This window comes from Mesorhizobium sp. CA15 (genome assembly GCF_020165215.1).
Lineage (GTDB): Bacteria > Pseudomonadota > Alphaproteobacteria > Rhizobiales > Rhizobiaceae > Mesorhizobium.
Window position 1 is genome coordinate 154,661 of sequence record NZ_JAIUHQ010000005.1, and the last position, 26,907, is coordinate 181,567.

A 26,907-nucleotide genomic window follows, 5' to 3' on the forward strand; every position below is an offset into this window, starting at 1 on the left:
ATGTACCAAGTCCACGAAGGGCGGCGTGTCGCGATGCCGCGCAGCGGATCGCCGACGGCCTTTGAGCCTCCTCCGCCTTGAAACCGCTTTCACCACGGTCTAGTGGCATGACCATGACAACAGCCATGGAAATTCAGCCAGTCCGCGTCGCCGCGCTCTACAAATTCGCGCGGCTCGACGGATACGAGGCCCTTCGCGCGCCGCTTGCCGCCTTCTGTTGCGGGCGCGGCATCAAGGGCACGCTGCTTCTGGCGCGTGAAGGCATTAACGGCACCGTTGCCGGCAGCGAGGATGCGATCGCCGCGCTGATCGACCATATGCAAGCCATCGAAGGCCTTGCCGGCTTGGAAGTCAAATACAGCGCCGCTGCCGAAATGCCGTTCCACCGCATGAAGGTGCGGCTGAAGCGCGAGATCGTCACCATGGGGGTCGAGGACATCGATCCGGCGGCGAGCGCCGGCACCTATGTCGCGCCGGCCGACTGGAACGCGCTGATATCGGATGCCGACACGCTCGTCATCGACACGCGCAACGCCTACGAAGTCTCGCTCGGCACTTTCCGGGGCGCGGTCGATCCCAAGACCACCAGCTTCCGCGAGTTCCCCGCCTGGGTCGAGCAGCATCGTGGAGAGCTCGAAGGCCGCAAGGTGGCGATGTTCTGCACCGGCGGCATACGCTGCGAGAAGGCGACGGCCTATGCGAAGTCGCTCGGCCTCAAAGACGTCTTCCATCTCAAGGGCGGCATCCTGAAATATCTGGAGGACGTGCCGGCCGAAGAGAGCCTCTGGCAAGGCGAATGTTTCGTGTTCGACGAGCGGGTCTCCGTCTCGCATGGTCTGGTTGAGGGGGAGGCGGAGCTCTGCCGGGCTTGCCGGCATCCGCTGACGGTCGAGGACCGGCTGTCGCCGAGATACGCAATCGGCGTCTCATGCCCGCATTGCTTTGAAGCGCGGTCCGACGAGGATCGCGAGCGCTATGCCGAACGCCACCGCCAGGTCGAGCTGGCGCAGGCGCGCGGCGGCAAGCGCCATATCGGCAATTAGAGCGGCCAGTTCTGCGAGCGAAAAGCTGCCCCGTCATTGTAATGTCGATGCACGGGGCCTACCTCTTGCCGGTCCGAAACCCTGCCCGGGCGCGTTCGGCCGGGCCCATTCTGGAGGCATTGATGCTCGATCCCAAGAAGCTGCTCGACGACCTTCTCGGCTCGCAAATCCCCGGGACCGGCTCGACTGTCCGCGACAAGGCGGGGCAGGCGGTGCAGATGGCAAAGGACAATCCGCTCGCCGCCGGCGCGCTGGCAGCCGTGCTGCTCGGCACCGGCACTGGCCGGCAGGTGACGGGCGCGGCCGTCAAGCTCGGCGGTCTGGCTGCGATCGGAGGCCTCGCCTACAAGGCTTATCAGAACTACAAGGCCGGCAAGGAGCCGGCGCAGGCACCGGCCGGCAGCGAGCCAGAGCTGCTGCCGCCGCCGGCCGACACGGCCTTCCACCCCTCGCAGGCGCCGCAGGGCGAGGCCGAGTTCACGCTGACGCTGGTCAGGGCAATGATCTCGGCGGCGAAGGCAGACGGCCATGTCGACGATGACGAGCGCAAGAAGATCGCCGACAAGCTCAAGCTCGCGGGCATCGGCGCCGAAGCGGAAAAATTCCTGCTTGCGGAGCTCGAAAGCCCGCTCGATCTCGACGCGCTGATCGCCGGCGCCAAGACCGATGCGCAGAAGCTCGAACTCTACACCGCCTCGCGGCTCACCATCGATCCCGACACGCGCACCGAGCGCGGTTATCTCGACCTGCTCGCCGGCCGCCTCGGCCTGCCGGACGCCCTGGTCGATCATGTCGAGGCGACGGTTTCGGCAGCCAAGGTGCCGGCGGGAACGGCGCCCAATTCACCGTGGTGATTCGGCGTGGTAAACGTCCTTCGGGGAGGCCTTGCCGGTCGTTAATCTTCCGTTAACCCAGCAAGCGCATCATTCTAATCAGTCGGACCGGCTTTCCTCCTCCCAAGCGCGGTTCAGATCGGGGCGGTCGCCAATGGCCGCCCTTTTTGTTGGCCTTTTCTTTATTGCCAACAGCGGCTTGCCATGACCCCATGCATTTGCGATGCCACGTCTTTCCATCCATGACCGGAGGACGGCGATGACAGCCATAGCAGAGAAGACCGCCATCGTTACCGGCGCCGGCACCGGCATCGGCAAGAGCGTCGCGATGGCGCTGCTCAAGGCGGGCTGGAACACGGTGTTCTGCGGCCGCCGCAAGACGCTGCTGGATGAGGCGATCGCAGAGGCGGGGAAGACGCAGGCCAAGGCATTGGCCATCGCCTGCGATATCAGCAAGGCGGAGGAAGTGGACGACATGTTCGAGACCGTGCTCGAAGGCTTCGGCCGCGTCGACCTGCTCTTCAACAATGCCGGCATGGGCTACAAGTCGACGCTGATCGACGAGATCCCGGTCGAGGTGTGGAACGATGTCGTGGGCGTCAATCTCACCGGATCGTTCCTGTGCGCCCGCGCGGCCTTCGGCGCGATGCGAAGGCAAAAGCCGATGGGCGGCCGGATCATCAACAACGGCTCGGTGTCGGCCTATGCGCCACGCCCGGGCTCCACGCCCTACACGGCGACCAAGCATGCGATCACCGGGCTCACCAAGACGCTGGCGCTTGACGGCCGGTCCTTCGACATCGCCTGCGGCCAGATCGACATCGGCAATGCGCTGACGGAGATGGCGCAGCCGATGACGGTGGGTGTGCCGCAGGCCAACGGCTCGATCGCCGCCGAGGCGGTGATGGATGTGCAGCGCGTCGCCGACGCGGTGCTGCATATGGCCAGCCTGCCGCTCGATGCCAATGTGTTGTTCATGACGGTGATGGCGACGAAGATGCCATTCGTCGGGCGCGGATGAGCGCCTGATCGATTACTTGTTCAGGAACGCCTCGATCCGCTCCAGCGCGCGCAGGATGTTCTCCTCCGAATTGGCATAGGAAAGCCGGATATAGCCTTCGCCGAGCACGCCGAAATCGGGGCCGCCGATGAGCGCCACGCCGGCGTCTTCCAACAGCGCCGAGGCAAGCTTCTTGGCCTTCCAGCCGGTCTTCGAGACATTGGGGAAGGCATAGAAGGCGCCCTTCGGCGTGATGCAGGAAATGCCCGGGAGCGCGTTCAGCCCTTCGACCACGATCTTCCTGCGATTGTCGAAGGCGCGCATCATCTTTTCGACGTCGTCCTGCGGGCCGTCGATCGCGGCGATGCCGGCATACTGGCTCGGCGCGTTGACGCAGGACCAGCAGTTCACCGCCAGCTTGCGAACCTTGTCGTAGAGATGCGCGCCCTTGTCGCCGTTCGGCCAGATCGACCAGCCCATGCGCCAGCCGGTCATCGCCCAGGTCTTCGACCAGCCGTTGAGCACGATCAGCCGGTCGCGGATCTCGGGGAAATTGAGTAGCGAGCAGTGGGTCACGCCGTCATAGGTCATGACGTCGTAGATCTCGTCCGACATGATGGCGACCTCAGGATGTTTCTCCAGGCCCTTGACCAGCTTCTCGATCTCGGCCCGCGGGGTGACGCCGCCGGTCGGATTGGCGGGCGAGTTGAGGATCAGCAGCCTCGTCTTCGGCGTGATCAGCGCCAGCGTCTCGTCGGCCGAGAAGGCAAAGCCGTTTTCCTCGCGGATCGGCACCGGCACCGGGGTGGCGCCGGTGAACTCGATCATCGAGCGGTAGATCGGAAAGCCGGGATCGGGGTAGAGGATCTCGGTGCCGGCCTCGCCGAACATCAGGATCGCGGCGAACATGGTCGGCTTGCCGCCGGGCAGGATCATCACGTTCTCGGGCGACACCTCGACGCCGGTGGTGGTCAGCGTGCGGCGCACGACGGCCTCGCGGGTGGCCAAGAGGCCGTTTGCCGGCGTGTAGCCATGGTGGCCGTCGCGCAGCGCCTTGATCGCCGCCTCGACGATGTGCTGGGGCGTCTTGAAGTCGGGCTGGCCGATGCCGAGGTTGACGATATCACGACCCTGATGGGCAAGCGCGGTGGCCCTGGCCAGCACCGCGAAGGCATTTTCTTCGCCGAGCCGGTCGAAGGCCGCGATCGTGTGGAGCATTTTTCCCGTCCCTGTGGTTCTTTCTGTGAGCGAGCGTTTTTGTGACCGTCCGCAGGCAAAAGTCAAACGGATTGGAGCGGTCGTGTCGGAAGATCTGAAGAATTGGCAGCCGCGCCCGCGGCCGGAACGAAAGCCGATCGAGGGACGCACGGTCAGGCTCGAGCCGCTGAGCGCAGCAAGGCATGGCGATGGTCTTTACGAAGCGTCGTCGGTGCCCGACGCCGGCGGACGTTTCGCCTGGCTGCCGGACTATCCGCCGGAGACCCGCGCGGCCTTCCAGCCTTGGCTGGATAAGGCCGAAGCGAGCGAGGACCCGCTGTTCTTCACCGTCATCGACAAGGCGAGCGGCAAGATCGCCGGGCGTCAGACGCTGATGCGCATCGACGCCGCCAACGGCGTCGGCGAGATCGGCAACATCTATTGGGGTCCGCTGATCTCGCGCAAGCCGGCCGCGACCGAGGCGCAGTTCCTGTTTGCGAAATATCTCCTCGACGATCTCGGCTACCGCCGTTACGAGTGGAAGTGCAACAACCGCAACGAGCCCTCGAAGCGCGCCGCCGAGCGCTTCGGCTTCAGGTTCGAAGGCATCTTCCGGCAACACCTTGTGGTCAAGGGTGAAAACCGCGACACGGCGTGGTATTCGATCATCGACAAGGAATGGCCGGCCTTGCGCAAAGCCTATGAGGGCTGGCTCGATCCGGCGAATTTCGATGGCGAAGGCGGCCAGAGGCGGCGGCTCGAGGATTTCCGCGCTGATTTCGGCGCGTGACAGGAGTTCAGCGATGGCGCATGATTACGCTTCGCACGATCACGGCCCGGCCGGTCCCGGCCATGTGCATGGCTCGACCGACAAGAAACGGGTGCTGATCGCGACCTGCCTGACCGCGGGCTTCATGGTCGCCGAGGCGCTAGGCGGCTGGCTGACCGGATCGCTGGCGCTGGTCGCCGATGCCGGGCACATGCTGGCCGACGCCATCGCGCTCGGTCTTGCCTGGTATGCCTTCCACCTGACAGGCCGTCCGGCCACCGGCCGCCTCACCTATGGCTTCGCCCGGGTGAAGACGCTGGTCGCCTACACCAACGGCATCGCCATCTTCATCATCGCGCTCTGGATCGTCTACGAGGCCTGGGGGCGGCTGATGAACCCGGCGCCGGTGCTCGGCGGGCCGATGCTGGTGGTGGCGGTGGCAGGCCTTCTGGTCAACATCGCCTCCTTTTTCGTGCTGCATGGGGGCGATCGGGAAAGCCTCAACATGCGCGGCGCCATCCTGCATGTGCTGGGCGACCTGCTTGGCTCGGCCGCGGCAATCGCGGCAGCCCTCATCATCCTGGCAACCGGCTGGACGCCCATCGATCCGATCCTGTCGGTGCTGGTGTCGCTGCTCATCCTGTCGACGGCATGGTCGCTGATGCGCCAGGCGGCCCACGTCCTGCTCGAAGGCGTTCCGGCCAGCCTCGATCGCGACCTGATCGCCAAGGACATCGAAAGCGCGATCAAGGGCGTGCGCGAGGTGCACCATATGCATGTCTGGTCGCTCGACGGGACCTCCAACATGGCGACGCTGCATGCTTGCCTGAATGACGGCGTCGATGCGTATGTGGCGGTGAGCGCCATCAAGAAACGGCTTGCAGCCAAGCATGGCATCGAGCATGCCACTGTCGAACCCGAATTCGGCCAATGCGCGGACAGCCATGACGAGCACGACCACCATCATGATCACGACCATGCGCATGATGCGCCGCGCGATCGCCGGCACTATCACTGATCGCGGCGTGATGATGAACCCGAACAGCCTCGAACTGAAGATCGCCAGCTGATGGATCGTGACACCCGCAACGCGGCGACGGCCGCGGCCGTGATACTGCTCGTGTTTGGCCTCGCCGCCTATTTCCTGCCGGCCATCATGCTGGCCGCCGGCAAGGTGTCGACGGTGCTCGCGGCCGTCATCGCCGTGATCTTCATGGTCGGTCTGTTCGTCGTCCTGTGGCTGCGCGGACGCAGCCAGCGCAAGAAAGGTCTCTGAAGATGAGAATACTGATCACGGGCGCGGCCGGCATGGTCGGCCGCAAGCTTATCGCGCGGCTCGCCAAGGACGGCGCCTTGCGCGGGCGAAAGATCACGGCGCTCGACCTGCATGACATCGTGGCGCCGCAGGCGCCGGCGCTCGCCGGCGTCGATGTCTCGATCCACACCGGCGATCTTTCCGCGCCCGGCGCCATGTCCGCTCTCGTGGCTCCGCGCCCGGATGTGATCTTCCATCTGGCGGGCATCGTCTCGGGCGAGGCGGAGGCTAATTTCGACCTCGGCTACCGCGTCAATCTCGACGGCACGCGCGCCCTGTTCGACGCCGTGCGGCTGGCGGCGTTCACGCCGCGCCTCGTCTTCACCTCGTCGATCGCCGTGTTCGGCGCGCCGTTTCCGGACGTCATCCCGGACGAATTCCATCCGACGCCGCTCACCTGCTACGGCACGCAGAAGCAGATGAGCGAAGCGCTGCTCGCCGATTATACGCGGCGCGGTTTCTTCGACGGCATCGGCATCCGGCTGCCGACGATCTGCGTCCGCCCCGGCAAGCCGAACAAGGCGGCGTCGAGCTTCTTCTCAGGCATCATCCGCGAGCCGCTCGCCGGCCAGGAGGCGATCCTGCCGGTGCCGCGATCGGTGCTGCATACTCATGCCAGCCCGCGTTCGGCGGTGAATTTCCTCATCCATGCGGCCGAGATCGACGGCGACAAGGTTGGTCCGCGCCGCAATCTCACAATGCCGGGCGTCGCCGTCACGGTCGGCGAGCAGATCGAGGCGCTGGAACGCATCGCCGGCGCCGAGGTCGCGAAACGGATCCGCGAGCAGCCGGACGAGACCGTCTGGGCGATCGTCAAAGGCTGGCCGACGCGGTTCGAGGCCAGGCGGGCGAGGGAATTGGGATTTGCCGCCGAGAAGAACTTCGACGAAATCATCCGCGCGCATATCGAGGATGAGCTTGGTGGCAATTGAGCGATGCGTTTTCGCAGCGAATGCTATTGTTTCGGATGAGAACCCGACTCGCCGCCCCATCGGGCAAAGAATTTTGTTTTTATGCCAATGTAAGCCAAAGCGATAAGTAACCCTGCTCCGGCAACTACGCTCTTAGTCAGAACTGTCGCGATAAGGGATGAAGCAAAGCCGCTTCCCGCGATGAATCCGAAACGAAATGAATTTGGCTGGCTTCTTCCGACCCATCCCAATGCGACCGATATGGTCAGCCAAGCCAGAAAAATGAAGGTGGGCATGCCCCAGTAGGACAGCCAAAACGGGCGAAATACAACGCCCACGACACTGGCAAGGGCGCTGATTGAAAGACGGAACAGTAGTGTCCTGATGTCTTGATTCATTTTGGGATTCCCACCGTGTCGGCAGGTATCCATCAAAGAGGACAATCGTTAAAATAGCTCTTCAGGCCAAGGGGTCGGATGGCAACCGAGAAATCTTATGCTGACTTCGGGTGCTCAGTATCGCCACGTAATGATGGACTGCTTTATCCACCCGTCGCTACGCTCGCCGACAACAGCAGCAATCCGACCAGGAAGATGAAGGCGGCGCCGCCGATCTCAACAATCGAATGGATGCGGTTGCCGAGGCGTCCGTCGCCGGCGAAATAGACCGCCCAGTTCTTCGCCAGCACTGCGATCGTCGCCAACGCCGAGACGGTGATCGCGGTGCCGATCGACATCGCCAGCACCGACAGCAGTCCGCCGACCCACAGGCCGTTGAGCAGCGCGAAGCTCAGCACGATCAGCGCGCCGGAGCAGGGGCGGATGCCGACGGCGGCCACCGCCGACCAGGCCGTGCGCCAGTCGAAGCGGTCGCCCGAAAGCATCGCCGGGTCCGGCGCATGCGAATGACCGCAGGCGTCGCAGACTTCGCCTGGGCCGTGGTCGTGGTGGTCGCGGTGGGTGTGATGGTGACCGTGCGAATGATCATGATCGTCATGCACGTGCAGTGCATGCGTATGAGCATGCGAGTGGCCCGCATGCCCGCCATGCGAATGGCCGGCATGAGCGGCCGACAGGCTGTAGGCAGGCGTCCTGCCGAACAGGCGCAGGATCGACGGACCGAGCTTGCGCCACAACAGCCAGGCGCCGAACAGCGTCACCAGCACGTAGCTCGAGATTTCGAGGAACCAGGCCGCGTCGGTCATCGAGATCGCGGTGCCGCGCAGCACGAAATAGGCAAGCATCATGACGACCACCGCCGTCAGCCCCTGCAGCATCGCCGAGACGAAGGAGAGCATGATGCCGCGTCTCAACGCCACTTCGTTGGCGACCATATAGGAGGAGATCACCGCCTTGCCGTGGCCGGGGCCGGCGGCGTGGAAGATGCCATAGGCGAAGGACAAGCCGATCAGCAGCCAAAGCTTGCTGCCGTCCTGGCGCATCGCCTTCATGGCGGCCGCCAGCGAATGGTAGAACTCCTGCTGACGCAGATTGATCCACATCAGGATATGGGCGAACGGACCGGTGGTGGTGGGCGCCATGCCGTCATTGGTGCCGATGCCGAGCGAGCTTTGCGCATGCGCCGCGACAGGCAGATGGGTCACAATCAAGGCGGCGGCCAAGAGCCCGAGGGCCAGTCGGATATTCGTGGGATGCCCCACGAATATCCGTTTGGATTCCCTTGTTTGTCGCAGGTTCCGATCGCAAAACCGTGAGACACTTTTGCGGAACCTGCTTGCGCGCAGCGACGGTTTCATCACCAAATCATCCTTCCGGCGGGCAGTTCAACTCGAGCTTGGTGGCGAAAATCTTGCTCATGTTGGTGCCTGTCGGATCGTTGAAGAACGCCTCCGTCAGGGTCTTCTGGTTTTCCTTGATCGCCTCGTCAGGATCGGGCCGGATGACCTTTTTGGTGCAGGTCGATGGCAGGCCTTCGACGGCAAGGTTCGCGTCGTCGGTGAAGTCGATCGCCGTATAGAAGGTCGGATCGTAGACGCCGATGTCGACCTTGCCGGCGAGCTTGATCGGCGTCTTCGGCTGCGACTCGAACAGGATGATCAGCTGGTCGTTGTCGAAGTTCGCCATCAGATGCGGCGGCGGCACCATCGGCACGTCCTTGCCGTCCTGGGTGACGAGCTGGAAGTAATTGAACTCGGCAAGCGAGGAATGGACGGTGTCGGCCACTTCCTTGAGCTCTTTGTCGTCAAGTTTCAGATCGGAGTTCTTGTCGAACTCCATCATCACCGTACTCGAAAAAAGGTCGTCGAAGCGCCAAAGGTGGCGCAGCGCCGTCACACTTTGGTGATCCTGGCTGAGGATCACGTCGAGGCGAGCCTCGGCGAAGACATGCGGGTGCACCTCGGCCTGCTCGACCGAGGCGAACGTGGCCGCGAGGGCCGAAGCCAGCATGGTTGCTTGCCGTTTCAGATGCATTCCGGGCCGCGATTCCATCGACTTCGGGAGTGAGGGCCCGAGAGTTAACATAAAGGGGGCGAAATTGGGACGCGGGTTATCACGCTGTGTCGCGCGTCTTGAACCACTGCACCAGGAAATCGACGAGGACCCTTACCTTGGCCGGCAGATAGCGGCGATGCGGGTAGACGGCGAAGATGCCGGTGCCCGCCAGGAGACGATCGTCGAGCGCGGTGACCAGCTTGCCGGACGCGACGTCGGGGGCGGCGACGAAATCCGGCAGCATGGCGTAGCCCAGGCCGGAGAGCGCGGCGGCTCTTGCCACGATCGGGCTGTTGACCTCGATCGGGCCCGAAACGGCGACGCTGATGGAGTCCTCGGCATCGCCCTTGAAGCGCCAGTTGGCCAGCGAGCGGCCGTTGGTGTCGACGATGCAGGGCATGTTGGCGAGATCCTGCGGACGTGTCGGCTTGCCGTGCCTGGCGATCAGCTCCGGCGACGCGCAAAGCCTGACCGAGAACGGCGCCAGCCGCCTGGCGATCAGCGAGGAGTTCTCCAGCCGCGAGATGCGCACGGCAAGGTCGAAGCCTTCCTCGACAAGATCGACGAAGCGGTCGTCGAGATGGATGTCGAGCACGATGTCGGGGTGCTGCCTGGCGAAGTCGACCAGTGACTGGCCGATCGGCGCATCGGCGAAGGTGCGGGCGGCCGACAGCTTGATCCTGCCGCGAACGTCGCCGGAAGACTCGCGCACAGCCTCGGCGAGGCTGTCGACCTCGCGCACGATCTCGGAGGCGCGCTGATAATAGGTGTGGCCGGCTTCGGTCAGCGAGAACTGGCGCGTGGTGCGGTTGAGCAGCAGCGCGCCGAGCTCGTCCTCCAGCTCGCGCACATATTTCGACAAAAGCGCCTTGGAGCGGCCGATCTTGCGCGCCGCGGCCGAAAAGCCTTCCGCCTCGACCACGTCGATGAAGGCGCGCATGCGCGTCAATGTATCCATGGTCAGACCTTTCGTGCCGCGTCGAGAATCCTGCGGCCGAGCCGTATCAGGGCAACGTCGCTGCCGAAAGGGCCAAGCAGCGAAAGGCCGAAGGGCGCGCCGTCGACGGAGCCGATCGGCAAGGTGATCTGCGGAAAGCCCGAGAGACCGGAAAGGCACAAGAGATGCAGCGCCCTTTCGCGATAAGCCTGGAACTGTTCCGGCGTGCTGGCGGCAAGCGGTGCTGCGCCGGGAACGGTGGGCAGGACCAGAAAGCCGTTGTTGCCGAGCAGCGCCTCGAATTCGGCCCGGAACGCCAGGCGGCGCGCGGCTTCGCTGGCGACAGTTTTAGCGTCGATGGTGCGGCCGAAGCCGAAACGCTCCTCGACGCCCGGGCTGAGCCGGCCGCCGGCCGCGATCCAGGGGCCATGCTCGCGCCAGGCCTCGAAGGCCTGCAAGCGGCGGAAGCACCAGTAAAGCTCGTCCGGGAAAGAGGCGAAGGCGTATTCGGTCTCTACCGGCTGCCCGATGACGCCGGCCGCCAGCGCCTTCATGCGCGCATATTCGGCGGCTTCGGCCGGACCGATGACGAAGGCATCAAGCCAGCGGATCGACAGCGGCCGGTTGAGCGGATGCTGGTGCGGGTCGCGGCCAAGCAGCAGCTTGCCGACCGCCTCATAGGTTTCGATGTCGTCGGCGAACCAGCCGAAAGTGTCGAAGCTCGATGCCAGCTTCATCGCGCCGTCGAGCGGGATACGGCCATGGCTGGTGCGCAGTCCGATCAGGCCGCAGAAGCTCGCCGGCGCGCGGATCGAGCCGCCGGTGTCGGAGCCGGTGGCAATGTTCGCCAGCCCGCCGGCAACAGCGGCCGCCGAGCCGGAGGAGGAGCCGCCGGTGACGCGCTCGGGCGCGGCGGGATTGATCGGGTAGGGGAAATGCGCGTTCTGGCCGAACAGCGAGAAGGCCAGCTCGTCGGTCTGGGTCTTGCCGACGAATCGCGCGCCGGCGTCGAGGATCGTCTGCACCGCTTGCGCCGTGCGCGAGGCAGCGTGCGCCTCCTCGAATTTTTGCGGATTGCCGCAGCCGGTGCGGTAGCCGGCGACGTCATAGATGTCCTTGACGGCCAGGCGAAGGCCTGCGAGCGGGCCCAATTCCGCATTCGCCACAGGCATTTGGCGCAGATCGAGGAAGGCGTTCAGCGGTCCTTGAGTTCCTGGCATCGTTCGATTTCCGGATACGGTGCGACCAACATTGTTCGATGCCAGAAATTTTACAACCTGGGCTTACGATTTTTATTGATTGTGAAACCCTTCGCTCTTATATCGCGCTTGCCCAAAGTCGCACGTGCCTGTGGGTGTCCGCCGATCCTCGAATGGTGAGAGCAATCGGTAAGGTAACTGGAGCCAACCCCTCCAGTCGGTCAGTGGCCAACCACAAGACCGAGGACACCTTGAAGCAACGACGGTGCGGGCCTTTCTGGTTCTCTTCCGGTTGTCCAAAGACCGGGGTTACTAAAGAGGCACACCTTCATTGCCGGCAGTGCGAACGGGGGCTCCCATCCAAGCCAAGGCAGACAAAGCGAACCGAGGCCGGGCAAGGCCAAGGTTCACCGCCGCGAGACGGCGATTCATGGTTCCGGGGTCTCCACCGGCTGGTTCCATGGATTTTCCGTCCCGCCTTTGTCCACCGCGAGTTCGCGAGGCTGAGCGCCCGCGTTCCGCAGCCTTTGTGCGCGCCGAAAGGCGCCAATGGAGAGACCTCGATGGCCACTCAGCGCATCCTTGATTTCCTCGCCACCCGACGTCCGAACGGCCCTTGCCTCGTCGTCGACCTCGATGTCGTGCGCGACAATTTCCGCGCCTTCGAGAAGGCGTTGCCCGATTCCAAGATCTACTATGCGGTGAAAGCAAACCCGGCGCCGGAAATCCTGCGCCTGCTTGCTGCGATGGGCTCGTCCTTCGACACCGCATCGGTTGCCGAGGTCGAGATGGCGATGGATGCCGGCGCGCCGGCGGACCGCATTTCCTTCGGCAACACCATCAAGAAGGAGCGTGACATCGCACGCGCCTACCAACTCGGCATTCGCCTCTACGCGGTGGACTGCGTCGAAGAGGTCGAGAAGATCGCGCGTGCCGCTCCCGGCTCGCGCGTGTTCTGCCGCGTGCTGACCGACGGAGAAGGCGCGGAATGGCCGCTGTCGCGCAAGTTCGGCTGCGTGCCGGCGATGGCCGTCGACGTGCTGCGTCATGCCAAGGGCCTCGGCCTCGATGCCTATGGCGTGTCGTTCCATGTCGGCTCGCAGCAGACCGACCTGTCGGCCTGGGATCGCGCGCTGGGCGACGCCAGGAAGGTGTTCGCGACGCTCGCCGAGGAAGGCATCGTCTTGAAGATGGTCAACATGGGCGGCGGCTTCCCGACCCGTTACCTGAAGGACGTGCCGGCGGCCCAGGCCTACGGCCAGGCGATCTTCTCGGCCCTGCGCAAGCATTTCGGCAACGCGCTGCCCGAGACGATCATCGAGCCGGGACGCGGCATGGTCGGCAATGCCGGCGTCATCAAGTCGGAAGTCGTGCTGATCTCGAAGAAGGCCGACAACGACAATGTGCGCTGGGTGTTCCTCGACATCGGCAAGTTCGGCGGTCTCGCCGAGACCATGGACGAGGCGATTCGCTATCCGCTGGTCACCCGCCATGACGGCTCGGAGACCGCGCCCTGCGTGCTCGCCGGCCCGACCTGCGATTCGGCCGACGTGATGTATGAGAAGACGCCTTATCCGCTGCCCTTGTCACTGACCATCGGCGACGAGGTGCTGATCGAAGGCACCGGGGCCTACACGACCACCTACTCGGCGGTCGCCTTCAACGGCTTCGAACCTCTCCGATCCTACGTGATCTGAGCAGTTCGCAAGAAACCGCTCAGATCAAACCGGCGCGGGCGCATGTCGCCCGCCCGGGCTCGCTTGTGGGACAGATCTCCGCTCGTGAAGGATCGCGGACATGGAATACCTGACCAAATCGGCCTTCGCGGCCACTGAAATTGCCCCCTCGTCCGGACCGTTGGCTGAGCTTTTCTCCGCGGGGGAGAACGGCTCGACGGCAGCGCTTCTCGGCGCATTTTCTTACGGCGAACCGGTTTCCACTTCGCCTGAAAATGGGTTTGCGCCCTCCCTGGCCCTGCGGGCACAGGCTGGCTCGCGCGGCGCGCCGGACGAGGGGGCCGCCCAGGCGCCGGCCTTCGTCATTCTTGGCGAAGGCGCGGGCGACGTCGCGGCGCGCGAAGCGCTGCTCGACCGCGCCATGGGGCCGAAGCGCAAGAAGAAGTCATCCGAGAAGCTGCGGCGCGGCCGCCGGCCCTCGGAAGGCCTGGCCTTTGTCGCCCGCGATGCGTCGGGCGCGGTCGTCGGCACGGTGCGGCTGTGGGATGTGAGGTTGGGGGAGGGCGGTCCGGCTGCGCTGCTGCTCGGCCCGCTCGCGGTCGAGCCGGGATTGAAGAGCGGCGGCATCGGCTCGGCGCTGATGCGGCATGCAGTCGCCGAAGCGGCGCGGCTCGGCCATGGCGCGATCCTGCTCGTCGGCGATGCGCCGTATTATGGACGGTTCGGCTTCTCAGCCGACCGCACGGGGGCGCTTGCCATGCCTGGCCCCTATGAGCGGCACCGGCTTCTGGCGCTGGAACTGCAGGAAGGCGCGTTGGACGGCGCCAAAGGCACGATCAAGGCCGCCGGCCGCAAGATCAAAGGACAGGCGCTGGGTTTCGTCGCCTGAAGCCTTTGTTTTTCACGCAATTCCGGACGGAAACCGCTACGCACTTTTCCTGGAATCGCTTTAGGTTCAACAAAAACAGCAACGCCGCCCATCGGGCGGCGTTGCTGTTTTTGCGAAGGATCAGCCGAGCAGCTGGCTGAGCGCCATGGCGACGGTCATGTCGCCCTCGACCTTCAGCTTGCCGGACATGAAGGCCATGGTCGGATTGAGGTCGCCGGCAATCAGCGAATCCAGATCGTCGAGCGACAGCTTGACGGTGCAGTCGGTCGGCGCGTCGGTGGTCGAGACGGTCGCGCCGTCGATGACGATGACGCCGTCGCTGCCGGTGTCGAACTTGACCGAATGCTCGAAGCCGGCGCTTGCCACGCGCGACTTGATCTTGTCGGCAATCTCCTGAACGCCCATGGCGGTTCTCCTCGTTGGTTGCGTTGACGCGCACCGGCGCTTGGCCGCTGGGCGAGGTAGACGCGCCGCGCTCCAGCGCGACCACAGGCGCATATAGCTTCGAGTTGACGTTTACGTCAACGCGGTCACCATGCGTCATATCGCTTAAGAGAACTGGGCCATGTCTATCGCCGCGGACGCGGCCACGCAGTCAATGCTCCGGCGCCGCCTGGAAAGGCTTGGTCATCGCCGCCGCGGTGTCACCGGCATTCTTGCGGCGTCGAAGCGCGTTGTCGCGGATATCGTCCTTGGACAGGAAGTTGACCTGGTCGATCAACACCTCGTGCACCAGCTCGACGCCGACGCGGGTGTTGATGGTGTCGCGGATCGACTTGCGGAAGGCGTCGAGATCGATCGATTCCTTCTTGGTGAAATCGATCTGCGGGTTGGAATAGAGATAGGAATAGACCTGGTCGGTCATCAGCGCCTGCGCCGGGATCGACAGCTTCTTTATCTGGTCCGGCTCCACCGTGTAGACGAGCTTGGTGAGGAAATAGCCCTCGATCGTACCGTCGCGCAGCAGCGGCACCGAGATGATGTCGGTCTTGACATAGTCGAGGCCGCCCAGCATCGGCTTCGGCGGCTCGGCCGCGCCGCGCTGGCCCGCCGCCTGGAAGGAATAGAAGACCGCGCCGAGCGTCACGGCGCAGATCCACAGCGCGGCGGCGATGAATTTTATCACCGGGTCTGTCCTTGCGCCTCAATCATCTCAATCAGGCTCGCGCCATTCCGAACTCACCGGCCGAATAGGTGCCGTCGGTATCGGCGCGCTGGATGGCGTTCCTCAAAAGCGTGGCGACTTCGTTGACCGCGTTGAGATGGGCAAGGATCGCCGCCTCGTTCCTGGCCAGCTTCTGGCGCAGCCGCAGCAGGCCTTCGCGATGCTGCTCGAGGAATTCGATCTCGTTGGCGCCCTTCATGGCGCGGTTCAGCTCGTAGAGATACCGGCTCTTGCGCGCGTTCGAGGCCTTGAGGTCATAGGCCGTTCCGCTGCGGATGCCGGCGGTTTCCTCGTCCACGACTTCCTCGATGCGGCCGATGATGGCGGCGAGGTTGCCGGGTCGCGCGGCGGCGGGCGCCTCCATTGCGCTGGTGCGTGCGGGAAGGCTGGAAAGGTCCGTTTGGTCGGCCATGTAGGTCCCTAGATCTTGATATCTGTTTTTATGGTCGTCTCGTCGCCGGTCATCGACCGTGCTGCTTTGCGCTCAAGCTCCTCGATCATCGAGGTCGAAAGCCGGGTCTGCCGGTCGATCTCGGTTTTCTGCGCTCCGCCCGCGACGGGGCCGACCGGCACCTTGTGCTTGCCGTCGAGATAATGGTCGGCAAGCATGGATCTGGCGATGCCGATGCCGCCATGCGCGGCCATGACATCGGCCACCTTTTCGGCGAGCTGCGACTTCCACATGTCGCCGGCCAAGCCCTTGCCGTAAACGCCCTCGGTGTCCTTGGGCATCATGTTCTGGATGAAGGTCGTCAGCACCATCGCCTCGAAGCGCTGGAACTTCTTCGCCGGATTGGCGGCTTCCGCCTTGTCCGCCGTTGCACGCGAGAGAATGGAGCCGGCATCAACCGTCGCGGGGGGATCGAGCGCGAACGGTGCCGAGGCGCCATTCGCCCTTCTCGCGAGCGCTGCCCGCGCGGCCTCGACATCGGCCGGCTCCGCTGCGCGGGCGACGTCCATGACGATGTCGCTGGGTGGGGAAATGGCCAAGAAAGTCCGCCCTTTGCCGGTTTTGTTAGTTGCACAATGACTGAAGAAGCTTGTGGCAGGCTTGCGATGATCAGCCGTCGGAGGCCCGCTTCTGCATGATCAGATCGAGGCGCTCGCGGTCGGATCGCTCGCGCTCGTCGCGGCGGCGCACCTCCTTGTAGGCGCGCTCGACCATGTTGGTGCGCGCCGTCGCGGTGGCGATCAGCGCCGCTTCCTGGCGGGCATTATCGAGGTTCTGTTGCTGCCGGCCGAGCGCGTCGGTGATGCGCCGGTGGTAGAGCGCGGGAAAGAGGCCGGCCAGCGAGCTGTCGGTGTCGAAGCGCTCGATCAGCTCCTTGGCCTCCGCTTCAGCCTTGACGGCGGCGGCGAGGAAGCCGGCGTGGCGGGTCTCGTGCAGCGCCTTCAACTGTTCCTGCACCTTGACCAGTTTCTTCAGGCGGTCCTTTCGCGCGGTCATGGAGCCTATCTCGCCAGCGTGAGGTCGACGAAGCCGTCGACGAACAGCGACAGCAAGGTGCCGACGGCGAAATAGAAGATGATCATTCCGCCGGCGATGACGAAGGGCAGCGAGATGAAATAGACCGGGATCTGCGGCGTCAGCTTGTTGACGAAGCCGATCGTCAGATTGACCAGGATGGCATAGGCGACGAAGGGACTGCCGAGGCGGATGACCAGAAAGAAGGCATCCGATACCGTGTCGGTGACGTCGACCAGCGCCGCCTGCGGGTTGAAGAACACGTTGACCGGAGCGACCGTGTAGGAGGCGACGAGCGCCTTGACGATCTCGTGGTCGAAGTCGAAGACGAAGAGCAGAAGCAGCGCCGAGAACGAGATGATGGCGGCAAGGGCCGCCTGCGGTTCCGGCTCCTCGATCGCCGGTCCGCCCGAGCCGCCATAGCCAATCAGCATGGCGATGGCCGAGCCCATGAAGCGCAGCGCCTCCATGTAGAGCCTGGTCATGGCGCCGATCAGGCCGCCGACCAGGAGCTCGGAGACGATCATCGGCGCCAGGACCTGCGGGCGCGGATCGACGAACGGGTAGATGCGGTCCCATAGGAAAGCGAGCAGGCCGCCGGTGGCGGCGAGCGAAACGAACAGCCGGATCTGCAGCGGCACGCGGGCGCTGGACAGGCCGGGCATCAGCATGAAGCAGGCGCCGATACGGCAGAAGGCAAGGAAGGCGGCGATGACGACGCCTTGCGAGAGCGCGTTCACGAGATTGTTCCGAGCACCTTGATCTCGACGCCCTTGGCGATCTCGACATGGCTGAGAACGGGAAGCGTCGTGAACAGCCGCTCGATGATCATGCGCACATAGGGACGGGCGTCGGGCGCGGTGACGAGCACGAAACGCTCGCCGGCCTCGAGATGCTTGCGGATCGCCTTGGTGGCGTCCTGGCCGAATTCCTCGAGCTGACGCGGATCGATGTCGAACTCGCGCACCTCGCCCTTGGCATCGCGCTTGAGGCTCTGATGGAAGGCGAGATCCCAGCGGTTGCCCAGGCGCAGCACCTTGAGCGTGCCGCCTTCGGAGAGGTCGCCGCAGATCTGCTGCGCCATGCGGATGCGCACGTGCTCGACGATCTGCTCGGTGCGGCGCACATGTGGCGCGATCTCGGCGATCGCCTCGATGATCAAATGCAGGTTGCGGATCGAGACGCGCTCGGCGAGCAGCAGCTTCAGCACGGCCTGCAGGCCCGGATAGGAGATGTGCGAGGTGCATATCTCGTCGGCGAGCTTGCGATATTCCGGGTCGAGCCGCTCCAGGAGCGCCTTCATGTCCTTGTAGGACAGAAGCTGCGGCAGGTTGTTGCGGATGACCTCGGAGAGATGCGTGAGCAGCACCGACATGTTGTCGGCGAAGGTGAAGTTCTCGCGTCTCAGATCCTCGGCGAAGGTTTCGAGCACCGAATAGGCGCGCATGCCGAAGGCCGGCTCGCGGATTTCCTCGCCGGGGATTTCCGGCACGCCGCGCGTGCCGAGCAGCACCATGATCTCGCCGACGCGCATCTGGTATTCTGCGACCACAGTGCCGTGCACCTTGATCTGATAGCTCTTCGGCGGGATGGCGAAGTCGTCGGCGACGCGCACCTCCGGCACCACGAAGCCATATTGCTGGGCGAATTTCTTGCGCATCTTCGACATGCGGAACACCAGTTCCTGATGCGCCACCATCAGCCTTGTCGAAAGCTGCTTGCCGATCAGAAGTTCGATCTCGGCAGTGACCAGCGAGGCCTTGACCGAGTTCTTCTCTTCCTCGACCTTGTTCGCCTTTTCCTGCGTCTTCAGGGCTTCGGCGGCGGCGCGCTCGCGGCTCAGGCGCAGCGGGATGATGTAGCCGAGGCCGGCCATGCCGCCGGCAAGCGCGAAGAAGGGGAACAGGGGCAGGCCGGGCATCAGGCCGAGGATGACCAGCAGCGAGGCCGCGACGTAGAGCGCGCGCGGATGCGCGCCGAGCTGGCCGAACACCGCCTGGTTGGTCGAGCCGCGCGTGCCGCCCTTGGAGACGAGCATGCCCGCGGCGAGCGAGACGATAAGCGCCGGGATCTGGGTGACGAGGCCGTCGCCGACCGACAGCTTGATGAAGACGTCGGCCGCCTGGCCAAGGCCCATGCCGTGGCGCAGATAGCCGATGGCGATGCCGCCGACGATATTGATGGCGGTGATGATCAGGCCGGCGATGGCGTCGCCGCGCACGAATTTCGAGGCGCCGTCCATCGAGCCGAAGAAGGAGCTCTCCTCCTCCAGCTCGCGGCGGCGCAGCTGCGCGGTCTTCTCATCGATCATGCCGGCGGAAAGGTCGGCGTCGATCGACATCTGCTTGCCGGGAATGGCGTCGAGTGTGAAGCGCGCGCCGACCTCGGCGATACGGGTCGCGCCCTTGGTGATGACGATGAAGTTCACCACGATCAGGATCATGAAGACGATGAGGCCGATGACGAAGTCGCTCGACATCACCAGCTTCGAGAAGCCCGAGATGACATAGCCGGCGGCATGCGTGCCCTCGTTGCCGTGCGACAGGATCATGCGGGTGGTGGCGATGTTGAGCGATAGCCGCAGCATGGTGGCGATGAGCAGCACGGTCGGGAAAGATGAGAAGTCGAGCGGCCGCTGGATCCACAGCGCCACCATCAGGATCAGCACCGAAAGCGCAATCGAGAAGGCAAGGCCAATATCGATGAGGAAGGCCGGAATCGGCAGGAACAGCACTGCGAGGATGAAGACGATGCCGAGCGCGAAGAAGATGTCACGGCCGTTCTTGACCGCCAGGCCGGACGGAAGTGTTTCGCTGATCGCCATGTCGTCCTCAAAATCCAGGCCGTCCGCCACGCACAGGGCAGGCCCTCGACCGTAACCCTCCAAGCTTGCGCGAAGGTGGGAGAGCGGCTACGGCGCCTTAGCCACCTATCGGAAGGAAATCGCATGCTCCTGATCATTGGCACGGTCCGCTTGCCGCCCGACAGGCTCGAACAGGCAAAGCCGGCGATGCAGCGAATGATCTCGGCGAGCCGCGCCGAGCCCGGCTGCCTCGGCTATTCCTACGCGCAGGATGTGCTGGATGCCGGGCTCATCCATGTCTCGGAGGCCTGGAGCGACCGCGCCGCGCTCGAAGCGCATTTCAAATCGGCGCATATCGCCGAATGGCGCGCGAGCTGGGCCGAGCTCGGCATCGGCGAGCGCAAGCTCACGCTTTTTGAGACGGACGGCGGCGCGCCGACCTGATCGTGTGAGGCATTTACGGCTGTGCCGCATCCGCGGTCGCGACGGCGACCAGCCAGCGCCGCACAGCGCGTTCCTCCTCGGCGGAGAGGCCGGCGGGCGGAGCTGCTGGCGATCTTCGTCGTACAAGACGATTCCGGCCCTTTCACCATACCGGTGCCCGACTAAGTCTATCTCCTGGTCACGCGGCAAGTCTTGCTTAAGACTAATGCGGCGCAACGCCAAAATGGCGCCACATGCGGTCGGCATTGCGATTGCCACGCAAAGCCGCCGCGCGTATCAGGCACGGCAGTTCTTATCTTTCGCATACCGGCGAGCCGCTTCGTTGCCTGCCAGAAACGACCCACAAGTTTACGCCCGCCGGCTTCGCGCGGTGCTGATCAGCTCGATCCCCGTGCTCGAGGCGCGCGGCATCGTGATCGTGCTGATGGCCGGCATGGTCGGCGTCATCGCGGGCGCGCTGGTCACCGGCATGAGCGCCTTGGTGCAAGGCATACATTACCTGCTGTTCGACGTGCAGCCGGGCGGGCGGCTTTCAGCAATGTTCTCGCTCGCCGATCCGATGCAGGCGATGTTCCCGGCGATCGGCGGCCTGCTGCTCGGCTTTTCCGTCATCTGGCTCAGAAAGCGCAAGTTTCGCACACCTGTCGACCCGATCGAAGCCAACGCCCTCTATGGCGGGCGCATGTCGCTCACCGATACTTTCATCATCGTGGCGCAGACGATGATCTCAAGCGGCTTCGGCGCCTCGGTCGGGCTGGAAGCCGGCTATACGCAGATCGGCTCCGGCGTAGCTTCCCGACTTGCCCGCGCCTTCCACCTGCGCCGCAATGACGTGCGCATTCTGGTCGGCTGTGGTGCGGCCGGCGCGATCGCCGCCGCCTTCGACGCGCCGCTGACCGGCGCCTTCTACGGTTTCGAGCTGGTCATCGGCATCTACTCCGTCGCCAATGTGGCGCCGGTGATGGCGGCGGCGATCGCCGCTTCGCTGACGGCGGAAATGTTCGGCGGCGTGCCGTTCCCGCTGGAACTCTCAGGTCTGCCGAACCTGACCGCCGGCGAGTATGTGCCGTTCCTGCTTCTGGGGCTGCTCGGCGGGGCTGCCTCGATCGCCATCATGCATCTGGTGAGCATCGTCGAGCGGCTCTTTGTACGGTTGTCGATCGACGTGTCGGTCAGGCCGTTCATCGGCGGCATCTTCGTCGGCTTGCTCGGGCTGGTCACGCCGCAGGTACTCTCCAGCGGCCATGGCGCGCTGCACCGCGAGTTCGCCATGAATTATGCCCTTCCCGTGGTGGCGAGCGTCTTCGTGATGAAGCTGGCGGCCTCCGCCATCTCGCTCGGCTCGGGCTTCCGCGGCGGCCTGTTCTTCGCTTCGCTGTTCCTGGGGGCCTTGCTCGGCAAGGTCTTTGCCGGAGTCATGGCGCTGACCGCGCCGTCGGCTGGCATCGACCCGGCGGTCGCCGCCGTCGTCGGCATGACTTCGCTTGCGGTGGGCGTCGTCGGCGGTCCGCTGACCATGACGTTCCTGGCGCTGGAATCCACCCGCGACCTGACGCTCACCGGCGTGGTGCTGGCCGCCTCGATCATGTCGGCGATCCTGGTGCGCGAGACCTTCGGCTACTCCTTCTCGACCTGGCGTTTCCACCTGCGCGGCGAAACGATCCGCAGCGCCCATGACGTCGGCTGGATGCGCAGCCTCACCGTCGGCTCGATGATGCGCAAGGACGTCCGCACCGTCCCTGCCTCGACCACGCTCTCCGAATTCCGCAAGGAGATCCCGCTCGGCTCGGCGCAGCGGGTCATCGCCGTCGAGCAGGCCGACCAATATGTCGGCATGCTGCTGGTGCCGGAACTGCACAGCGATCGCTCCGATGGCGAAATGCCGGTGAGCGCGCTCGCCCAGTTCAAGGACGCGGTGCTGGTGCCGTCGATGAATGTCCAGACCGCCGCCGAGACCTTCCAGCGCACCGGGGCCGAGGAACTGGCGGTGGTCGAGGATTTCGACGAGCGCATCGTGCTTGGCCTGCTCACCGAAAGCCATCTGATGCGCCGTTATGCCGAAGAGCTCGACAAGGCGCGGCGGGATCTTTCCGGCGAGGGCTAGCCCTCTCTTTCAACTGAAGCCCTGGCTCGGCAGCCGCGAGGATGCGGCCCGACCGCGCAACCATGCCTCTTGCCATCTGTACAGTGGTACTGTACAAGTTGTTCAGTGGAGGAACATGAATGCCCAAGGCATCTGGCAACGGTCGGGCGCAGGCGGCAAACGCCGCCGGTGCGGCCGCAACGCTTGCCCATCAGGCTCTGGGCATGCGGCTCAAGAGCCTTCGCCTTGCTCGCCGCCTTTCCTTGCGCGACCTCGCCGAGGCGACCGGAACCAGCGCCAGCTTCATCAGCCAGCTCGAGCGCGGCCTGACCGGCGCCAGCACGGCATCGCTCAATCAGATCGCTTCCGCGCTGGGAGTCAGCGTCGCGCTGCTGTTTGCGGAAAGCGCGGCTCAAAATCACCACGGTGTGCTCAGGCGCAGCGAGCGCCCAAGCCTGCCGCCCAGCGACGGCTGCCGCAAGATGCTCTTGTCGCGGCCGCCGCTCAGCGACATGGAAGTCTATGTCGGCGAGTTCGAGATCGGCGGCTCGACCGGCCCCGACCAATACACGCATGGCGACGCACATGAGATGCTGATCGTGCTGCGCGGCATTGTCGAGGTCTCGCTCGGCGAGGCGCGTCATGTCCTCGAAGAGGGCGACAGCGTCGAATACACAACGGCCACTCCGCATCGCACGGAGAACATCGGCAGCGGCCGGGCCGAAGTGATGTGGATCATCGCGCCGCCGACCTCGGCGCGCGCCGAGCTCGACCAATACACGACCTGGAAACCGCCCGCCGCCAGGTAACCGACCAAAATGCGGGCATGAATGGGAGAGTCATCGTTATGTTGAAATCGAGATATGGCATCGGCGCCGTCCTGGCGCTCGGCGTTCTGACCGGCGCGGCCTTCGCGCAGGACAAGCCCGTGGCAGGCGAGGTGAAGGAAGGCTCGCTCAAAGGCAAGACCCTGACCTTCGTCTCCTATGGCGGCATCTATCAGGACGGCCAGACGGCGGCGCTGAAGGAGTTCGTCGACAAGTCCGGCGTCAAGCTGCTCAATGACGGTCCGACCGAGATCGCCAAGCTGCAGGCGCAGGTCGAATCCGGCAATGTCACCTGGGACGTCGTCGATACCGACGACCTTCCGCCTTACGTCTATTGCGGCAAGCTGTTCCAGAAGCTCGACCTGACCAAGCTCGACGTCTCGAAAATCCCGGAAGGCCAGGTCGGCGAATGCTCGGTGCCGGCGATGAACTACGGTGTCGTGCTGATGTACAACAAGGAGAAGTACAAGGATAGTCCGCCCAAGAGCTGGGCCGACTTCTTCGACACCGAAAAGTTCCCAGGCGTGCGCGGCATCGACGGCTCCGGCAGCCCGACCGGCGGCCTGCTCGAACAGGCCTTGAAGGTTGCCGGCGGCGATCCGAAAGCAATGACGGTAGCCGATATCGACAAGGCCATCGACGTGGTCCGCAAGCTCGGCCCCGACACTATCTTCTGGAAGACGGGCGCTGAATCGCAGCAGCTCGCCGAATCCGGCGAGGCCGACATGCTGATGATGTGGACCGGCCGCGCCATGACCGCGGTCAAGAACGGCGCCAAATACGCACCCGCATGGCAGGATTGGCTGGTGGTGATGGACCAGATGACGATCCCGGTCGGCGTCAAGGACACGGATGCCGCTTACGCGCTGCTCAACGCCTATCTCGGCAAGAATGCCCAGGAGATCCTGACCGAGAAGACCTCCTACACGCCGATCAACAGCGAGGCGCGGCCCAAGGTCGACGCTTCCGTCGCCGCCTTCCTCACCAACACGCCGGAGCGCCAGAAGCAGGGCTACAAGCAGAACTTCAAGTTCTGGGTGCCGAACTTCGCCGTGGCGCAGGAGAAGTGGTCCGCGCTGATGGCCGGCAACTGACCGGCTGAGAGAGGCGAAGTCCGTGAGCGCGCTCGAACCGACGACGCCCTCCGCCCCGCAACGGGCGGGCTGGGCATGGCGGCCGTACGCGCTCACGCTGCCGGCACTCGTGCTGCTGGTAGCCGTCATCGGCTACCCGCTGCTGACCATCGTGCTGCGCAGCCTGTCTGAGCCGCAATGGGGCCTGCAGAACTACGCCTGGTTCTTCGGCGCGCCCGTCAACCTGATGGTGCTTCAGCGCACCTTCACCATCTCGGCCTGGGTGACCGTGGTCTGCGTGCTCTGCGCTTACCCTTACGCCTATCTGATGACCGCCGTCGGGCCGCGCGCGCGACTCGTCCTGGTGCTTTGCGTCTTGATCCCGTTCTGGGTGAGCGGCGTGGTGCGCACGCTTTCCTGGGTGATCCTGCTGCAGGATTCCGGCGTCATCAATTCGCTGCTGAGATCAGCCGGCTTCGACGGGGTCCGGCTGATCCGCACCCAGACCGGCGTGGTGATCGGCATGGCGCAGGTGCTGCTGCCCTTCATGATCCTGCCGCTCTATTCGGTGATGAAGGGCATCGACCTCAGGCTGGTGCAAGCGGCGCGAAGCCTGGGCGCGCGGCCGTCGCGCGCCTTCTTCACGGTCTACCTGCCGCTGTCGCTGCCGGGCGTCTATGCCGGCGCCATCATCGTCTTCATCCTGGCGCTGGGTTTCTATATCACGCCGGCGCTGCTCGGCGGACCGCGCTCCACCATGCTGTCGACCCTGGTGCAGACACAGGTGCTGAGCCTTCTGCAATGGGGACGCGGCGGCGCCATGGGCGTGGTGCTCCTGGTCGCGACCTTCGTCTTGCTGGCGCTGGCGGCCCCGGTGATGCGGTCCAGGTATCGTGAAGCGGGGCGACGCTGATGGAAATGAAGCCGCTCACCCGCCTCATCCTCGGCCTCGTCTGCCTGCTCGTGGCGATCTGGCTGGTGGCGCCGACGCTGGTCGTCGTGCCGATGTCGTTCAACGAGAACAAGTCGCTTGCTTTTCCGCCGCAGGGCTTTTCCTGGCAGTGGTACCAGAACTTCGCCACCAATCCGGAATGGTCGACCAGCTTCCTCAACTCGCTCAAGGTCGCTTCGCTGGTGGCGGTGCTGGCGACGGTGCTCGGCACGCTGGCCGCCTTCGGCCTCGACCGCATGAAGGCGCGGCCGGCCAATCTCTTGCGCATGCTGATGCTGACGCCGATGGTCGTGCCGGGCGTCGTTCTGGCCATCGGCATCTATGCCGTCTATCTCGATGCGCAGCTCGTCGGCACGCTGACGGGCTTTGTGCTGGCGCATACCATCCTGGCGCTGCCCTTCGTGCTGATCGCGGTCTCGGCCAATCTCGAAGTGTTCGACCGGCGGCTGGAGACGGCGGCGGCAAGCCTCGGCGCCGGCGCGCTGACCACGTTCCGCACGGTGACGCTGCCGCTGATCCTGCCCGGCATCCTGTCGGGCCTGCTGTTCGCCTTCGCCACCTCCCTCGATGAGATCGTGGTGTCGCTGTTCATCACCAATCCCTATCTCAAAACATTGCCGGTGCAGATATTTTCCTCGATCACGCGCGACGCCGATCCGACGGTCGCGGCCGTCGGCACCATCCTTTTGTTCGCCACCACGATCCTGATCGGCGGCGGCATGCTCCTCCTTGGCCGCGAGCGGAAGGGACGCCTATGAACCCGAGAGCGGAAAATCGCGGCGCCGCGATCGACCTCGATACGGTCAGCAAGGCCTATGGCTCCTTCAAGGCGCTGGACGGCGTCTCGCTCAGGATCGAGCCCGGCGAGTTCATGACGCTGCTTGGACCGAGCGGCTCGGGCAAGACGACGACGCTCAACGTGATTGCCGGCTTTACCGACGTGACCAGCGGCAAGCTTTTGGTCGGGGGGAAAAGCGTCGTCGGCGTGCCGGCGCACAAGCGCAATATCGGCGTCGTCTTCCAGCACTACGCGCTGTTTCCCCATATGACCGTCGGCCGCAACGTCGCCTATCCGCTGACACTGCGCGGCATCAAGCAGGACGAGCGCAAGAAGCGCGTCGCAAAAGCGCTCGACATGGTCAAGATGGGCGACTTCGCGCATCGCTATCCGAGCGAGTTGTCGGGCGGCCAGCAGCAGCGCGTGGCGCTGGCGCGCGCCATCGTCTTCGATCCGCCGCTGCTTCTAATGGACGAGCCGCTCGGCGCGCTCGACAAGAAGCTGCGCGAATGGCTGCAGCTCGAGATCAAGCGCATCCATCGCGAGCTCGGCACCACCTTCGTCTATGTCACGCACGACCAGGAGGAGGCCCTGGTGCTGTCGGATCGCATCGCTGTCTTTAATCGCGGGCGCATCGAGCAGGTCGGCACCGGTCGCCAGCTCTATGACGAACCGACGACTTTGTTCGTCGGCCGGTTCATCGGCGATTCCACCGTGCTGCGCGGCGAGGCGAAATGCGACGGCACCGGCACGGCTCTGACGGTCGCCGGAGAAACAGTTAGCGCGCCGCGTCGCCTCGCGGGCGAAGCCCATCCGGTGATGCTGCTGCGGCCGGAAAAGCTCGCCATCCGTCGACCGGGCCAGGATGCCGCCGGCACGAACCGGTTGTCGGGAACGATCGCCGAGGCGATCTATCTCGGTTCGGGCTCGAAATACGAAGTGAAGCTCGGCGACGGCTCGACCGCGATCGTGCGTTCGCCGCTCGCCGGCGAGAGTTTTGGCCTCGGCGAGAAGGTCGAGCTCTGCTTCGACGGCGCCGATGCGAAACTCCTGCCCGACGACAGCACGGCCGACACGACGCTCACCTGATCATCT

Annotated in this window: 29 protein-coding genes; 16 read left to right on the plus strand and 13 right to left on the minus strand. The window is 64.6% G+C overall.

Translation table 11 applies throughout. The features are described 5' to 3' along the window. Positions 1 to 125 precede the first annotated feature (125 nt). The 3 genes from LB515_RS11735 (at position 126) to LB515_RS11745 (ending at position 2,897) form a co-directional block, all read left to right on the plus strand. The gene (locus tag LB515_RS11735) at positions 126 to 1,043 is read left to right on the plus strand and encodes a rhodanese-related sulfurtransferase (RefSeq protein ID WP_224707811.1); all 918 of its coding nucleotides are present in this window, start codon (positions 126 to 128) and stop codon (positions 1,041 to 1,043) included. Between the two features lie 122 nt (positions 1,044 to 1,165). Further along, positions 1,166 to 1,897: a tellurite resistance TerB family protein gene (locus LB515_RS11740; protein ID WP_224524237.1), complete on the plus strand. Its 732-nt coding sequence runs from the start codon at positions 1,166 to 1,168 to the stop codon at positions 1,895 to 1,897. Between the two features lie 238 nt (positions 1,898 to 2,135). After that, positions 2,136 to 2,897 carry an SDR family oxidoreductase gene (locus LB515_RS11745; RefSeq protein ID WP_224707812.1) on the plus strand — a complete coding sequence of 254 codons (762 nt, stop codon included), beginning with the start codon at positions 2,136 to 2,138 and terminating at the stop codon, positions 2,895 to 2,897. Between the two features lie 12 nt (positions 2,898 to 2,909). Here the strand turns inward: LB515_RS11745 and LB515_RS11750 are convergent, their stop codons facing one another. After that, the gene (locus LB515_RS11750; protein ID WP_224707813.1) at positions 2,910 to 4,094 is read right to left on the minus strand and encodes a pyridoxal phosphate-dependent aminotransferase; all 1,185 of its coding nucleotides are present in this window, start codon (positions 4,092 to 4,094) and stop codon (positions 2,910 to 2,912) included. A gap of 82 nt (positions 4,095 to 4,176) precedes the next feature. On the opposite strand from LB515_RS11750, the gene LB515_RS11755 reads away from it, so the two are divergent. From LB515_RS11755 to denD, 4 genes are read left to right on the plus strand one after another with little or no spacing between them, the layout of a single operon-like run. After that, positions 4,177 to 4,863 carry a GNAT family N-acetyltransferase gene (locus tag LB515_RS11755; RefSeq protein ID WP_224707814.1) on the plus strand — a complete coding sequence of 229 codons (687 nt, stop codon included), beginning with the start codon at positions 4,177 to 4,179 and terminating at the stop codon, positions 4,861 to 4,863. A gap of 13 nt (positions 4,864 to 4,876) precedes the next feature. Next, complete coding sequence (locus LB515_RS11760) at positions 4,877 to 5,860, plus strand: cation diffusion facilitator family transporter (RefSeq protein WP_224707815.1); 984 nt, start codon at positions 4,877 to 4,879, stop codon at positions 5,858 to 5,860. Between the two features lie 51 nt (positions 5,861 to 5,911). Further along, positions 5,912 to 6,118: a hypothetical protein gene (locus tag LB515_RS11765; RefSeq protein WP_224543371.1), complete on the plus strand. Its 207-nt coding sequence runs from the start codon at positions 5,912 to 5,914 to the stop codon at positions 6,116 to 6,118. 2 nt (positions 6,119 to 6,120) lie between these two features. Beyond that, positions 6,121 to 7,089 (plus strand): D-erythronate dehydrogenase, encoded by a 969-nt coding sequence (denD, locus tag LB515_RS11770; RefSeq protein ID WP_224707816.1) that lies wholly within the window; start codon positions 6,121 to 6,123, stop codon positions 7,087 to 7,089. Positions 7,090 to 7,112: 23 nt separating this feature from the next. Here denD and LB515_RS11775 read toward each other — a convergent pair whose 3' ends face one another. From LB515_RS11775 to LB515_RS11795, 5 genes are all read right to left on the minus strand, one after another. After that, complete coding sequence (locus LB515_RS11775) at positions 7,113 to 7,466, minus strand: hypothetical protein (protein WP_224707817.1); 354 nt, start codon at positions 7,464 to 7,466, stop codon at positions 7,113 to 7,115. A 143-nt stretch (positions 7,467 to 7,609) separates the two neighbouring features. Then, entirely contained in the window at positions 7,610 to 8,677 is a 1,068-nt protein-coding gene (locus LB515_RS11780; RefSeq protein ID WP_263490262.1) for a nickel/cobalt transporter, read from the minus strand. Between the two features lie 154 nt (positions 8,678 to 8,831). Further along, the gene (locus tag LB515_RS11785) at positions 8,832 to 9,500 is read right to left on the minus strand and encodes a DUF1007 family protein (protein ID WP_140842096.1); all 669 of its coding nucleotides are present in this window, start codon (positions 9,498 to 9,500) and stop codon (positions 8,832 to 8,834) included. Between the two features lie 79 nt (positions 9,501 to 9,579). Then, on the minus strand, positions 9,580 to 10,479 hold the full coding sequence (locus LB515_RS11790; RefSeq protein ID WP_224543365.1) for a LysR family transcriptional regulator: 900 nt from the start codon (positions 10,477 to 10,479) through the stop codon (positions 9,580 to 9,582). A 2-nt stretch (positions 10,480 to 10,481) separates the two neighbouring features. Further along, complete coding sequence (locus tag LB515_RS11795) at positions 10,482 to 11,678, minus strand: amidase (protein WP_224707819.1); 1,197 nt, start codon at positions 11,676 to 11,678, stop codon at positions 10,482 to 10,484. Between the two features lie 542 nt (positions 11,679 to 12,220). Here LB515_RS11795 and odc2 point away from each other — a divergent pair. Further along, positions 12,221 to 13,354 carry an ornithine/lysine decarboxylase gene (gene odc2, locus LB515_RS11800; RefSeq protein WP_140842090.1) on the plus strand — a complete coding sequence of 378 codons (1,134 nt, stop codon included), beginning with the start codon at positions 12,221 to 12,223 and terminating at the stop codon, positions 13,352 to 13,354. A 277-nt stretch (positions 13,355 to 13,631) separates the two neighbouring features. Next, entirely contained in the window at positions 13,632 to 14,222 is a 591-nt protein-coding gene (locus tag LB515_RS11805; protein WP_140842274.1) for a GNAT family N-acetyltransferase, read from the plus strand. A 120-nt stretch (positions 14,223 to 14,342) separates the two neighbouring features. Here LB515_RS11805 and LB515_RS11810 read toward each other — a convergent pair whose 3' ends face one another. The 7 genes from LB515_RS11810 to flhA all read right to left on the minus strand — a co-directional run bounded on the left by LB515_RS11810 (position 14,343) and on the right by flhA (position 19,676). Continuing rightward, positions 14,343 to 14,627, minus strand: a complete 285-nt coding sequence (locus LB515_RS11810) for an SCP2 sterol-binding domain-containing protein (RefSeq protein ID WP_027165149.1) — start codon at positions 14,625 to 14,627, stop codon at positions 14,343 to 14,345. A gap of 190 nt (positions 14,628 to 14,817) precedes the next feature. Further along, positions 14,818 to 15,348 (minus strand): hypothetical protein, encoded by a 531-nt coding sequence (locus LB515_RS11815; RefSeq protein ID WP_224707820.1) that lies wholly within the window; start codon positions 15,346 to 15,348, stop codon positions 14,818 to 14,820. Positions 15,349 to 15,379: 31 nt separating this feature from the next. After that, positions 15,380 to 15,799 (minus strand): hypothetical protein, encoded by a 420-nt coding sequence (locus LB515_RS11820; RefSeq protein WP_224707821.1) that lies wholly within the window; start codon positions 15,797 to 15,799, stop codon positions 15,380 to 15,382. A gap of 8 nt (positions 15,800 to 15,807) precedes the next feature. Then, positions 15,808 to 16,377 (minus strand): rod-binding protein, encoded by a 570-nt coding sequence (locus LB515_RS11825; RefSeq protein ID WP_224707822.1) that lies wholly within the window; start codon positions 16,375 to 16,377, stop codon positions 15,808 to 15,810. A 70-nt stretch (positions 16,378 to 16,447) separates the two neighbouring features. After that, complete coding sequence (locus LB515_RS11830; RefSeq protein ID WP_224707823.1) at positions 16,448 to 16,834, minus strand: hypothetical protein; 387 nt, start codon at positions 16,832 to 16,834, stop codon at positions 16,448 to 16,450. A gap of 5 nt (positions 16,835 to 16,839) precedes the next feature. After that, positions 16,840 to 17,592 carry a flagellar biosynthetic protein FliR gene (gene fliR / locus LB515_RS11835; protein WP_140542845.1) on the minus strand — a complete coding sequence of 251 codons (753 nt, stop codon included), beginning with the start codon at positions 17,590 to 17,592 and terminating at the stop codon, positions 16,840 to 16,842. Continuing rightward, positions 17,589 to 19,676 carry a flagellar biosynthesis protein FlhA gene (gene flhA / locus LB515_RS11840; RefSeq protein WP_095766356.1) on the minus strand — a complete coding sequence of 696 codons (2,088 nt, stop codon included), beginning with the start codon at positions 19,674 to 19,676 and terminating at the stop codon, positions 17,589 to 17,591. Before flhA ends, fliR begins: the two co-directional genes overlap by 4 nt. A 123-nt stretch (positions 19,677 to 19,799) precedes the next feature. Here flhA and LB515_RS11845 point away from each other — a divergent pair, with 123 nt between their 5' ends. The 7 genes from LB515_RS11845 to LB515_RS11875 all read left to right on the plus strand — a co-directional run bounded on the left by LB515_RS11845 (position 19,800) and on the right by LB515_RS11875 (position 26,901). Beyond that, entirely contained in the window at positions 19,800 to 20,099 is a 300-nt protein-coding gene (locus LB515_RS11845) for a putative quinol monooxygenase (protein WP_224707824.1), read from the plus strand. A gap of 322 nt (positions 20,100 to 20,421) precedes the next feature. Then, a complete protein-coding gene (locus LB515_RS11850) occupies positions 20,422 to 22,203 on the plus strand; it encodes a chloride channel protein (RefSeq protein ID WP_224707825.1) in 1,782 nt (593 codons plus the stop codon). Positions 22,204 to 22,322: 119 nt separating this feature from the next. Beyond that, the gene (locus LB515_RS11855; RefSeq protein WP_224543354.1) at positions 22,323 to 22,991 is read left to right on the plus strand and encodes a helix-turn-helix domain-containing protein; all 669 of its coding nucleotides are present in this window, start codon (positions 22,323 to 22,325) and stop codon (positions 22,989 to 22,991) included. Positions 22,992 to 23,029: 38 nt separating this feature from the next. Further along, a complete protein-coding gene (locus LB515_RS11860) occupies positions 23,030 to 24,103 on the plus strand; it encodes an extracellular solute-binding protein (RefSeq protein WP_224707826.1) in 1,074 nt (357 codons plus the stop codon). Between the two features lie 22 nt (positions 24,104 to 24,125). Beyond that, on the plus strand, positions 24,126 to 24,995 hold the full coding sequence (locus LB515_RS11865; RefSeq protein ID WP_224524293.1) for an ABC transporter permease: 870 nt from the start codon (positions 24,126 to 24,128) through the stop codon (positions 24,993 to 24,995). Next, the gene (locus tag LB515_RS11870) at positions 24,995 to 25,792 is read left to right on the plus strand and encodes an ABC transporter permease (protein ID WP_224707827.1); all 798 of its coding nucleotides are present in this window, start codon (positions 24,995 to 24,997) and stop codon (positions 25,790 to 25,792) included. The genes LB515_RS11865 and LB515_RS11870 overlap by 1 nt, the downstream gene beginning before the upstream one ends. Continuing rightward, positions 25,789 to 26,901 (plus strand): ABC transporter ATP-binding protein, encoded by a 1,113-nt coding sequence (locus tag LB515_RS11875; protein ID WP_224524300.1) that lies wholly within the window; start codon positions 25,789 to 25,791, stop codon positions 26,899 to 26,901. The genes LB515_RS11870 and LB515_RS11875 overlap by 4 nt, the downstream gene beginning before the upstream one ends. Positions 26,902 to 26,907 lie beyond the last annotated feature (6 nt).

What these genes read in the sequence shown, in the direction of transcription:
- LB515_RS11875 (WP_224524300.1), top strand. Translation starts at nt 25,789, where the DNA reads ATGAACCCGAGAGCGGAAAATCGCGGCGCCGCGATCGACCTCGATACG.
- LB515_RS11735 (WP_224707811.1), top strand. Translation starts at nt 126, where the DNA reads ATGGAAATTCAGCCAGTCCGCGTCGCCGCGCTCTACAAATTCGCGCGG.
- LB515_RS11795 (WP_224707819.1), bottom strand. Translation starts at nt 11,678, where the DNA reads ATGCCAGGAACTCAAGGACCGCTGAACGCCTTCCTCGATCTGCGCCAA.
- LB515_RS11790 (WP_224543365.1), bottom strand. Translation starts at nt 10,479, where the DNA reads ATGGATACATTGACGCGCATGCGCGCCTTCATCGACGTGGTCGAGGCG.
- LB515_RS11740 (WP_224524237.1), top strand. Translation starts at nt 1,166, where the DNA reads ATGCTCGATCCCAAGAAGCTGCTCGACGACCTTCTCGGCTCGCAAATC.
- LB515_RS11830 (WP_224707823.1), bottom strand. Translation starts at nt 16,834, where the DNA reads ATGACCGCGCGAAAGGACCGCCTGAAGAAACTGGTCAAGGTGCAGGAA.
- LB515_RS11745 (WP_224707812.1), top strand. Translation starts at nt 2,136, where the DNA reads ATGACAGCCATAGCAGAGAAGACCGCCATCGTTACCGGCGCCGGCACC.
- LB515_RS11760 (WP_224707815.1), top strand. Translation starts at nt 4,877, where the DNA reads ATGGCGCATGATTACGCTTCGCACGATCACGGCCCGGCCGGTCCCGGC.
- LB515_RS11750 (WP_224707813.1), bottom strand. Translation starts at nt 4,094, where the DNA reads ATGCTCCACACGATCGCGGCCTTCGACCGGCTCGGCGAAGAAAATGCC.
- LB515_RS11765 (WP_224543371.1), top strand. Translation starts at nt 5,912, where the DNA reads ATGGATCGTGACACCCGCAACGCGGCGACGGCCGCGGCCGTGATACTG.
- LB515_RS11810 (WP_027165149.1), bottom strand. Translation starts at nt 14,627, where the DNA reads ATGGGCGTTCAGGAGATTGCCGACAAGATCAAGTCGCGCGTGGCAAGC.
- LB515_RS11845 (WP_224707824.1), top strand. Translation starts at nt 19,800, where the DNA reads ATGCTCCTGATCATTGGCACGGTCCGCTTGCCGCCCGACAGGCTCGAA.
- LB515_RS11820 (WP_224707821.1), bottom strand. Translation starts at nt 15,799, where the DNA reads ATGGCCGACCAAACGGACCTTTCCAGCCTTCCCGCACGCACCAGCGCA.
- LB515_RS11860 (WP_224707826.1), top strand. Translation starts at nt 23,030, where the DNA reads ATGTTGAAATCGAGATATGGCATCGGCGCCGTCCTGGCGCTCGGCGTT.
- denD (WP_224707816.1), top strand. Translation starts at nt 6,121, where the DNA reads ATGAGAATACTGATCACGGGCGCGGCCGGCATGGTCGGCCGCAAGCTT.
- LB515_RS11870 (WP_224707827.1), top strand. Translation starts at nt 24,995, where the DNA reads ATGGAAATGAAGCCGCTCACCCGCCTCATCCTCGGCCTCGTCTGCCTG.
- LB515_RS11785 (WP_140842096.1), bottom strand. Translation starts at nt 9,500, where the DNA reads ATGCATCTGAAACGGCAAGCAACCATGCTGGCTTCGGCCCTCGCGGCC.
- flhA (WP_095766356.1), bottom strand. Translation starts at nt 19,676, where the DNA reads ATGGCGATCAGCGAAACACTTCCGTCCGGCCTGGCGGTCAAGAACGGC.
- odc2 (WP_140842090.1), top strand. Translation starts at nt 12,221, where the DNA reads ATGGCCACTCAGCGCATCCTTGATTTCCTCGCCACCCGACGTCCGAAC.
- LB515_RS11855 (WP_224543354.1), top strand. Translation starts at nt 22,323, where the DNA reads ATGCCCAAGGCATCTGGCAACGGTCGGGCGCAGGCGGCAAACGCCGCC.
- LB515_RS11775 (WP_224707817.1), bottom strand. Translation starts at nt 7,466, where the DNA reads ATGAATCAAGACATCAGGACACTACTGTTCCGTCTTTCAATCAGCGCC.